The organism is Cyanobacterium sp. uoEpiScrs1 (assembly GCF_947331815.1).
Taxonomy (GTDB): domain Bacteria; phylum Cyanobacteriota; class Cyanobacteriia; order Cyanobacteriales; family Microcystaceae; genus Rippkaea.
Genome location: NZ_OX373462.1, coordinates 1,381,423 through 1,392,629 on the forward strand (window position 1 = coordinate 1,381,423; position 11,207 = coordinate 1,392,629).

An 11,207-nucleotide genomic window follows, 5' to 3' on the forward strand; every position below is an offset into this window, starting at 1 on the left:
AATAGATGATTTTGATTACCGACCCAAACCCAATATCCGAAGAATTGAACAATCTAAAGTAAGAAGATATTTATAGAAGCCATCTGGGTGATATTTTTATGCATTCTACTAATTTTAATTTCAAGTTCTAATATATTCTCAGTTCTTTTAACAACTTATTAGAGAAGTTAACGGGGCAACTAAAAGAAATAAAAAAAACATTTATAGAGTAAAAGAGAGATCAATAATGGCACATAAATCTCTTTTTAGGGAGTAGATCAATAACTATAAAATAGATTAAAGCTTAGTTGAGGAGCCAGCTCTATAGAAAATTTTGTTTGATTTAAAATTGTTGTTTTATTTTTTCTAAAAATAGTAAAAATAATAATTGTTATGTTTTATATCTTTAGTCAAAGAGTAACTTGGCTTAGAATATATTGCAGGCGATCATAATCGTCTTTTAGTAAAATACTTAAATTACGTCCAACCTTGACTAACCAGTTGCGCTCAGCTTTTCGTAATAAATAAACTTTTCGTATTGTGGCAGCAATTAAGGCTTCAGGTGGGGTATCTCTAACTTGTAGAAGAATACGTAAAAAATCTATTTTGTTACTAAAATTAATAATTTCTGCCGGTTGACATAAGTAGACTCCTTGATGAATTTGGGGCGGACGAGGGGGTAAATATTGATGAATCTTTACAGAAGTTTTTCCACTACTATTGACTTCATGCTCAGGGGTTTCAAAACCGACGATGGCAGCGCGAAACTCGGTTTTTAACATAGCAAAAATTTGTGGTTGCTGCTCACGTAAATCTGTCAAAGATAATCCTAATGCTCGTGCTCGATGCACCGAGTCTATAGGTAAAGTGGTAGCGTACGTAACAATCCCTAAAATTTTATTCCCTGATTTTTCATCTAAGGATTTAACCCAACTACCAAAAGCCGGCATCACCGGGAAGTTTAGTTCATCCGGTTCAAGACATTGAGCTAAAAATTGAGTAGTTGATGTCTCAATTACTTCAGCAATGTGATCTGGTTGACGATTATCTGTTGCAGATCGGAGTAGAGGAAGACGCATAAGCTATTAATTATTATTAATATAAGGGTTTGAGCCCCATTTTACTTAATAAATCTTAAAGGGGCTCACTACCAAAATGCAAAATGCTATTTCTTCTTTTTAGTAACTGTAGGATCAAATACTTCTAATTCAGACAGTCGAAAGGTGATGAGTTTATCCCAGTTACCTCCTTCAAATAAAATAGCAGCTTTTCCATCGCTCACTCGCTGTACAAGTCCTTCAAAACGATAGTAGGTGTCATAAGGATTAGTGACTCGCACAGTTGCACCAGGTAAAATCATCATGATTTTTTTCTCGTTAGTAACGTTTCTCTGTATTAGCTTAACACCAAATATATCTAGTTTAAAACACAAACAATAGTTTATTGTAAAGCATGATTAACTTTTTTTGTTTGGTTATTGTTTAGAATTTATTTTTATAGTTAAAAAAGATTTTTTAATCAAACAATATTGATAATTATATTAACTAAATTGTTAAAATTTTAATTGGCTTAACTAGTTAAATCAATTACTATAAGTATAGTAGGTATCAATAAACGTTTTCCTGATAAATATTTTAGGAATTAAATTAAAAATTGATTTATTAATTCATGTTTATGAACATACATCTACACAGATCATACAATAATATTCATTTTTTATCAATTAAGTTACTAATTTTAAAACTAAATTTTAGCTATTTATTATAAAATAATTGTCAGTAAAAACAAAAATATTGAATATTGCTAAAATAATAGTTTATTTAGTTAATGGACAATAATATTTTTTGTATAAAATCAAATAATCTATGAATTTATTCCTAGAATAGTTTAATATTTTCATCTTTTACAATTAATAAGAAATCAATAAACAAATATTACTTTAGATTTATTTATACTTGATATAAGTAGTTTAAAAAAATTGATACACATTTCATAATTAATTACTTAAAAAACTAACAGCTTATCAAAATTATTTCATAGATAGAACAAGATGACATAATAGATAAATCATGCTACATTTCTCAAAATACTACAATAATAAATATATGATCACAACAGACCACTATTGGTAACATCTATGGATAGAACTTCTAAATCCCCTAAATCACTTACAGGCACTCAAATTAGAGAAAAATTTCTTAAATTCTACGAAGGAAAACAACATAAAATATTACCTAGTGCATCTTTAATCCCAGAGGATCCTACCGTACTCCTAACTATTGCAGGGATGTTACCTTTTAAATCTATCTTTTTGGGAAAACAAAAACCTGACTATCCTCGGGCTACTACTTCGCAAAAATGTATCCGTACCAATGATATCGAAAATGTGGGGCGGACTGCGAGACACCATACCTTTTTTGAAATGTTGGGCAATTTTAGTTTTGGGGATTATTTTAAAGAACAAGCAATTGCCTACGCTTGGGAATTATCAACTCAAGTGTTTAATTTGCCTCCAGAAAACCTTATTGTAAGCGTTTTTGAGGATGATGAAGAAGCGTTCGTAATTTGGCGTGACAAAATTGGTATATCTCCTCATCGTATTCAAAGAATGGGGGAGAAAGATAACTTTTGGAAAGCTGGAATCACAGGACCTTGTGGCCCTTGTTCAGAAATGTATTATGATTTTTATCCTGAATTAGGAGACGATAATATCGATTTAGAAGATGACTCCCGTTTTATTGAGTTTTATAACTTAGTCTTTATGCAATATAATCGTGATGCAGAAGGAAATTTGACCCCATTAGAAAATAAAAATATTGATACGGGAATGGGCTTAGAACGGATGGCTCAAATTTTGCAAAAAGTACCTAATAATTATGAAACAGATTTAATTTTTGCTATTATTGAAACGACAGCAAAAATTGCTGGAATTGAATACAAAAAAATAGATGAAAAAAGTAAGATTTCTTTAAAAATAATTGGAGATCATATACGGTCCGTAGTTCAGATGATAGCTGATGGAATTACTGCCTCAAACACTGATCGCGGTTATATTTTGCGTCGATTGGTTCGTAGGATGGTACGACATGGTCGGTTGATTGGAATAGACAAGGAATTCATTACCGATGTTGCTGAAACTGCGATACAACTTTCTGAAGAAGAGTACCCTAATGTTAGGGAACGAGAAATACTAATTAAACAAGAATTACAACGAGAGGAGTCTCGTTTCTTAGAAACTTTAGAACGCGGCGAAAAACTATTAGCAGAAGTTATTGAAAGAACTGATAAAGACAGTAAAATTTCAGGAGTAGACGCGTTTGTACTTTATGATACTTATGGGTTTCCCCTTGAATTAACTCAAGAAATTGCAGAGGAACAGGGATTGACTGTTGATGTTGATAGCTTTGAGATAGCGATGGAAGAGCAGAAAGAACGATCAAAAGCTGCCTATGAAACTATTGATTTAACTGTACGAAATAGCCTAGAACAATTACTTGTATACATAAACCCTACGCATTTTTTAGGTTATACAGAATCTAAAACAGTGGCTAGAGTAAAAGCGATTTTAGTAAAAGGAAAAACTGTTAATAGTGCGACATCAGGAACTGATATTCAAATTGTTTTAGATCAAACTACTTTTTACGGAGAGTCGGGCGGACAAATTGGTGATCGCGGTTATCTAACCGGAGATAATTTAGTGGTTTGTATTGAAGATGTAAAAAAAGAATCAGATATTTTTATTCATTTTGGAAAAGTTGAACGAGGAACTATTGAAGTAGGAAATACCATTACAGCAACTATTAATAATATCCGCCGTCGTCGAATTCAAGCACATCATACCGCTACTCACTTATTGCAGGCAGCATTGAAAAAAGTGGTTGATGACTCTATTTCTCAAGCAGGATCATTAGTAGACTTTGAACATTTGCGTTTTGACTTTAATTGTTCACGTTGCATAAGGCAAGAAGAATTACAAGAGATTGAAACTTTAGTTAATAATTGGATTCTTGAGGCATACGACACTCAAGTGTCAGTTATGGGGTTAAAAAAAGCTAGAGAGCAAGGAGCAATCGCTACATTTGGAGAGAAATATAGTACAGAGGTTCGTGTTATAGATATTCCAGGTGTCTCCATGGAATTATGTGGAGGAACCCATGTTAAGAATACTGCCGAAATAGGATTATTTAAAATAATCTCAGAAAGTGGTATCTCCTCAGGAATAAGACGTATTGAGGCAGTAGCAGGTAACGCGATCTTAGAGTACTTCAGTATTCGAGAGATGGTAGTTAAAGAACTATGTAATCTCTTTAAAATTAAACCAGAAGAAATTAGCAATCGTATTACCTCTTTACAGTCTGAATTAAAAACTACTCAAAAGGAATTAGAAGTAGTAAAAGAGGAACTTGCCGTTACTAAATCTGAGCAATTACTGAGTAAAGTTGAAAATGTCGGTTCCTTTAAGATTTTAGTTTCAGAGATGGGAGATATCGGGGGAAAAGATTTACAAACTGCAGCAGAAAGACTACAACAAAAATTAGGAGAAGCGGCAATTGTTTTAGCTTCAGTCCCTGGGGAAGGAAAGGTCAGTCTAGTAGCTGCGTTCAGTAAAAAGATTAATGAGAAAAAGAAATTGCTAGCAGGTAAGTTCATCGGTGAAATTGCCAAAATTTGTGGAGGAGGCGGCGGCGGACGTCCTACTTTGGCTCAGGCAGGGGGACGGGATCCTAAAAGATTGGCTGAAGCTTTATCAACAGCCAAACAGCGGTTAATGGAAAAGTTGCAATAATTATGAAACAGGTGTAAGAGGAAATTATTTTCTTTTTTCTTCCTACACCTCAATTGAAGGAATACTTTCAAATAAAATTTACTTAAAAATATTTTAGGTATTAGAGGTTTAAATATACATGGTATACATGGCAGTTCTTGATCAATTCAATAAATTAAGTAAGTGCGATTATAGTTATATATAAATTTTATTGAATTCTTCAGTAATAATGACTAATGAGTTACACTTAACATCACATGGATGATTAATAGTCTTTATATTTTTATTATGGCGTTATGTACTACGATTAGTATGTCTTAATACTTTATAATTGCTTTTTGATATAAGCTATCGTTGCTGTTAAACTGGTTATTATTAATTAACTTTTAATAACAACTAGTCTATTTTAACTATCTTACATAATTACTTTGGTGCTTTAAAATCTACGAGCTATTAATTTATATAGTTATGTTTTCTAGGGTGTCTAATTTTAATATTTTTTTCTTTTAATTCTTTCCTGTGACTGTTTTGATTCAAATCTTAGTTAAGATAAACTAATTAATTATTCTTAACAAGATTACAAATATTTACCTAGTTATATATAGCTTATTTAAAAAAATATTTTTCAATAAATAAAACAACAGTATTTGAATTGTATTTAGTAATATATTCCGGTATTCAAGTATAAATTATTACTCAAATATATTAATAATAACAATAAACTGTGAATAAAAATAACCTTGAATTATCAGCATATAAAGCCATACTATCAACCTCTTCTAAGAAGACTACTCTCTAGACAATTTGTGGCTGTTTTTAATGAAATATATTCCTCAACTAATTTTTTATTATTAAGACTTTTACAATAGCTTTTTGAGACAGTGAGCTAACCTAAAGAAAGCTACTATCGTTATCCTGACATACTTTTTTCTTTAGTCAAATGAGAGAAATACAAAAATAGTCTATTCTGATATATCTTTAGTCTTGAAGAGAGTGTTTAATAAAACGTTGCAAAAAATATAGATCACCTAGTCAATGCGATTAACTGCTACAAATAATTTGCGAAAGTTGACCTACTATTATAATAGCGAAAGCTATCAGTATTTAGCAATACATATCACTAAAGAATCATGAATTAATTCATAACAGAGCAACCCTTTTTAGCGCGAAGTGTCATGCAATCCGTCTCTCTAAGAGTTACTATGTTGGCTATCTTTGAAATTAGTTAAAAAGAGTTTTCCAAAAGACCTTAAACTCTTTTGACTCAAGTAATCGACTTATTGAGTCTATAAGCTAGATTTCTATAAACAGGTAAATAAATTGATTTTGCTCAAAAGAGACGGTTATCGTTTTAACCACGATTCTGAATTTTCTACTGCTCTTTTATTGTTGATAAAGGAGCACTACTACACAAAATAAATCCTTAACAACAAAAGTTTACATGATGAATTAATAGTCTCACTAATTGCGGTTCGTAAAATAACTTTACAATAGAATTTTGCTAATTATGTAGATAATGACATTAATTCCTTTTAAAGCAAACTAAAAGCAGGTCGAAATTTTAGGATAGTCTATTGTGCGATGGACCATCATTATGTGCTGTATTCACTTGATATGACAAAGGAAGGTCTCTTATGCTGATTTATGTCAATTCAGACGAGAAAACTTTCTAGAAGAGTGGACTTATCCCTATTAGTTCATTTCTTTTGGCGAGGAGACTAGTCGTGATTTGGAAAAACTTTAGATCAATTCGAAATAAAGTTGTTTTTGGACACCATTGCTTCAGGTAATTAACTGAAATAATGGGAAAAATAACCTAAAAATTATATGTTTAAAACCCTAACCTATAGTATTTTTAAAGTCCTCGGCAGTTTATTTGGACTTTGGTTAGTCTTTGAATTGCTTTCTCATTTAGTCGTAGAATCTCTTTGGTTTAAGGAGGTAGGCTATCTACATCCATTTCTAAAGAGATTATTGTGGCAATTTGGGCTATTTAGTGGAACAACAGGGGTTTCTCTTTGGTTTTTATTAAATAACTTATATAAGGCACAGTATTATCAATGGCATGCTATCCCAACAGAGTTTCTTAATCTCCAGAAAAGACGATATAAGGAAAATAGGAGTGATCAAACCCAGAAAAATTATCAAACCTTGTTTCCGGAATCTCCTTCTTTTGGTTTATCTTTGCTGTTAACCCTAGTGTTCTTTTTAGGAACGATGATGGGCTTAATGTTACTTTACTACAGTCAGGTTGCTTATGACATTTGGACTCCTGATTTAACCCTTCCTAATATAACTCCCTCACTTCCTTTGCCTTTCTATTTCAATTCTATACCAAAACTGTTTTCTCAAATTTTTCAGCATCTTTGGAAGGCTGTGGCTATCGGAGGCTTAATTCTTTTAATCCTATTAAAGAAAAAATTCTACCTAAAAACCATGTCCATCATCTTTAGTATCATTTTTGGCTTGGTAATATCAGGAAACTGGACAAGAATTATTCAGTATTTTAACTCAACTCCTTTTTCAACAGTCGATCCTCAATTTGGTAGAGACATCAGCTTCTATGTCTTTAAGTTACAGTTTTGGAAATTGCTTAATTTTTGGTTAGGTGGACTATTTCTCTATGGTTTTGCTACCGTTAGTCTTACCTACCTCTTGTCCGCTAAAAGTCTGTCTCAAGGAAGGTTTCCAGGATTTTCACGACACCAACTACGTCATCTATATTTATTAGGTGGTTTAACATGCTTAATTGCAGGATTACGTCATTGGCTGAACCGTTATGAGCTCCTATATTCTCCGCGTGGAGTAGTTTATGGAGCAAGCTACACCGATGTACATGTGTCATTGCCTGTAGATACAACTCTATGCATCTTAGTTACCATGATCGCTGTTTGGTTACTTTTTAAAGCCCTAACAGGACGAAGGAACCTCATCTTTACACAACTTTTCAGAAATAAAAATAGACCATATTTTCCTTTTTATACTCTTCCTTTTATCCTATATTTAGTCATTTTTATCCTTGGTTTATTCGCAACTGCAGTAGTCCAAAGTTTTGTGGTTCAACCTAATGAATTAGGTCGAGAACGCCCGTATATTGAACGGAGTATTGCTCTAACTCGTGCCGCGTTTAATTTAGATAAAATTAAAATTGAGACTCTTGATGCTACTGGAAGCTTAACAGATGAAGATCTGCAAGATAATCGTCTAACTATTAAGAATATTCGTCTGTGGGATGCCCGCCCATTACTACAAACAAACCGTCAACTACAACAAATTCGTCTTTATTATAAATTTCCCGATGCAGACATTGATCGTTACAGGATTCCTATAGATAATGAATGTTTATCACCCAATGTAGCTAAACAACAAGTGTTAATTGCAGCTAGAGAGCTCGATTATAATGAGGTTCCTAAACAAGCTAAAACCTGGGTTAACAAACATTTAATTTATACTCATGGCTATGGATTTACCCTATCCCTAGTCAATCAAGTCGATCAAGGAGGATTACCATTCTATTTGGTTCAAGATATTGAAACAAATAGTAACGCAGGGGAGTTACAAACTTCAAACGCTAACATTTGTAATAGTATCCCCATTAATAATCCTCGTATCTACTTTGGGGAATTGACAGATACTTACATCATGACTAATACAGAGGTACAAGAATTAGACTACCCTAGCGGTCAGGATAATGCTTATAACATCTATGATGGTCAAGGAGGTATCTCTATTAGTTCGGCAGTACGACGACTACTATTTGCTGAGTATCTCAAAGACTGGCAAATGCTGTTTACTAAAAATTTTACTCCCCAGACTCGTTTATTATTTCATCGTGATATTAACCGTCGTATTCGTAAAATTGCCCCTTTTCTGCATTTTGATAACGATTCTTATTTAGTCAGCGCTAAGCTGGATAAATCTAACTCTAATAGGTTAATAAGTCCGAGTACCCTTTATTGGATCATTGATGCTTATACCACTAGTAGTGGCTATCCTTATTCTGATCCAGGAAAATACAACTTTAACTATATTCGCAACTCCGTTAAGATTGTGATTGATGCCTACAATGGCAATGTGCAATTTTATGTGGTTGATCCCAGTGATCCTCTTATTCAAACCTGGCAACGAATCTTTCCAGATTTGTTCAAACCTTTAGCAGAAATGCCTACTGCTCTCAAGGCACATATCCGCTATCCTAAAGACTTATTTAATACCCAATCAGAAAGACTGTTAACCTATCATATGACTGATGCTCAGGTATTTTACAATCGTGAAGATCAATGGCGTATTCCGCAGGAGATTTATGGAGAAAAACAACAGCCTATTGAACCTTATTATCTTTTAATGCGTGTGACTGGAAAATCTCAAGAATTCATTTTAATTAACTTTTTTACTCCTACAAGCCGTAATAATTTAATTGCAGGCTTATTTGCTCAGTCTGATGGACAAAATTATGGTAAATTGAATCTGATTCAACTACCTAAGCAACGAGTCATTTATGGACCAGAACAAATTGAGGCCTTAATTAATCAAGATCCGGTAATTTCTCAACAAATTTCTCTATGGAACCGTCAGGGATCTCGTGTTATCCAAGGTAATCTTTTAGTCATTCCTTTTTTTGCTGAACAATCTCTTCTTTATGTAGAGCCATTATATTTAGAAGCAGAACAAAATAGTCTTCCGACTTTAGCAAGGGTAATAGTGATTTATGAAAATAAAATTGTTATGGCCCAGAATTTGGATAAAGCTCTTCAATCAATTTTTGAACCTTCACAATCTACGCCTGAAACAATTATTAGATCTCTTACAGAAGAGGAGAGACGAGCATCACCAGAATTAAAATGAGGAATTATCAGACTCATACTAATACCGAACAAGTACTAATATTTTAGTACTAACAGAATCAAGAGAAATTGTTTTATATTTTATTGAAGCACTTCTCAAAACGTAGAACATTTATTTTATACAACTTATTGTCAGAAAGATGTAACGGTTGGATTACTCTTGTTGAACATTATACATTTCCAAATATTTCATTACTTAGCAGTAGATATAACAAAAAAGATAAAACTGCTAACCTTTCTAATTATATTAGATAAACATAATTTTACTTTCATCTAGTGATTGACTGTCTAGATAGCCAATCACTACTAACTCTTACGACTACAAAAAATTTTGAACAAACATATAGAGAAAACTTAGATTATTATTTTAAAGTTGAAAGTATTATTTTGACTTTGATTGCCATAATATTTTTTTGTTATTCAAATTAGAGTGTTTCAAATTTTGTTAGTAGACCAATGTTATTCGGTTAGACATATTTTTTCTTTATGCAATAACAGTTACTCTTATCTTTGTAACTGTTATTATTTCGATTATTAATAATAAAGATTAAGCAACGCATACTTAATTCTAATTACCTAGATTTAGATAGCATTGTTTTATATAGAAAATAGATTTGCTTGAGATAAAAAAATATCATTGAGATTATAAAACTATATCAATCTTGATTTTGATCCTTTAATTAACTCAACTAATAACCAACTTAATATAAAGTAAAATTAATTTTTAATTATTTCCTATTATGGTTTTTCATTAACTTTTGATTTGCAGTTATGATAATAACAGGTAAGTTGTTAAACTAATCTACTAACAAAATATATCTGAAAAGCATTGCTTGGAATGTGAGTTGTAAACATTTTATGGTCGCGTTTATGTTAGCAATGAATAATCGAGGAGACTACCGTGAATAATAAGTTCCCTAAATTTGTATGGTTTAATAACTTTGGACTTAGCTGCTCATTGACATTCTTATTGTTAGGGTTATTTTTAGGTTCAGTAGGGTTAAGCTGGGTCATTAATAGTTTTCTTATTCTTATCGCTTTAATTACTATTGCCCCAGCAATCATTTTATGGAGAATACGCTGGTGGCTTCGACGGGATTTGGTAGGAGACAAGTGTCCAGTATGTAGTTATGGATTTACAGGATTCAATAAAACCGAATGTCAATGTCCCAATTGCGGTGAACTTCTTAAGATAGAAGGAGGACGTTTTCATCGCATCATACCATCAAATACAATCGATATCGATGCGGTAGAGGTCTCTAGCAATCAATTGGAAGACTGACTCTACTACTTAGCTAAGTCTTCACAAGATATATGCTGATGGCATTAAAATTGAACCTGCGTTATTTTTACTTTGTAAGACTGCTAGGATAAACAATCATGTTAAGTCAACATACTATTTTATAGGTAGATTTTTATATATTTTTTATCATAGAAGACTAATAAAAAAGTTAATTAAACTAAAAAAATTGGCAATAGAGAGGTTAAGGAATAAAAATAAACTGTCAAGTTTTTTAGTAATATGTCGCTTTTTTTATTACTATACTAATTGATACTTTTATACCTCTCTTATTAATTTACTTATCTAATTAGATTGACTTTTATTATATTTATAAGTA

The 11,207-nt window shown here is 32.1% G+C and carries 5 protein-coding genes; 3 read left to right on the forward strand and 2 right to left on the reverse strand.

Features of this window, described 5'->3' with window-relative positions; translation table 11 throughout:
- Positions 1 to 389: 389 nt before the first annotated feature.
- Together OXU93_RS04880 and OXU93_RS04885 are read right to left on the reverse strand one after the other, a co-directional pair.
- Positions 390 to 1,058, reverse strand: coding sequence for an HAS-barrel domain-containing protein (locus tag OXU93_RS04880; protein WP_267382871.1), 669 nt, complete (start codon positions 1,056 to 1,058; stop codon positions 390 to 392).
- A gap of 86 nt (positions 1,059 to 1,144) precedes the next feature.
- Positions 1,145 to 1,339, reverse strand: coding sequence for an NAD(P)H dehydrogenase subunit NdhS (locus OXU93_RS04885; RefSeq protein WP_267384800.1), 195 nt, complete (start codon positions 1,337 to 1,339; stop codon positions 1,145 to 1,147).
- 777 nt (positions 1,340 to 2,116) lie between these two features.
- On the opposite strand from OXU93_RS04885, the gene alaS reads away from it, so the two are divergent.
- From alaS to OXU93_RS04900, 3 genes are all read left to right on the forward strand, one after another.
- Positions 2,117 to 4,765, forward strand: a complete 2,649-nt coding sequence (gene alaS / locus OXU93_RS04890; protein WP_267382873.1) for an alanine--tRNA ligase — start codon at positions 2,117 to 2,119, stop codon at positions 4,763 to 4,765.
- Between the two features lie 1,806 nt (positions 4,766 to 6,571).
- Positions 6,572 to 9,589 carry a UPF0182 family protein gene (locus OXU93_RS04895; protein WP_267382875.1) on the forward strand — a complete coding sequence of 1,006 codons (3,018 nt, stop codon included), beginning with the start codon at positions 6,572 to 6,574 and terminating at the stop codon, positions 9,587 to 9,589.
- Positions 9,590 to 10,489: 900 nt separating this feature from the next.
- Positions 10,490 to 10,870: a hypothetical protein gene (locus tag OXU93_RS04900; RefSeq protein ID WP_267382877.1), complete on the forward strand. Its 381-nt coding sequence runs from the start codon at positions 10,490 to 10,492 to the stop codon at positions 10,868 to 10,870.
- Positions 10,871 to 11,207 lie beyond the last annotated feature (337 nt).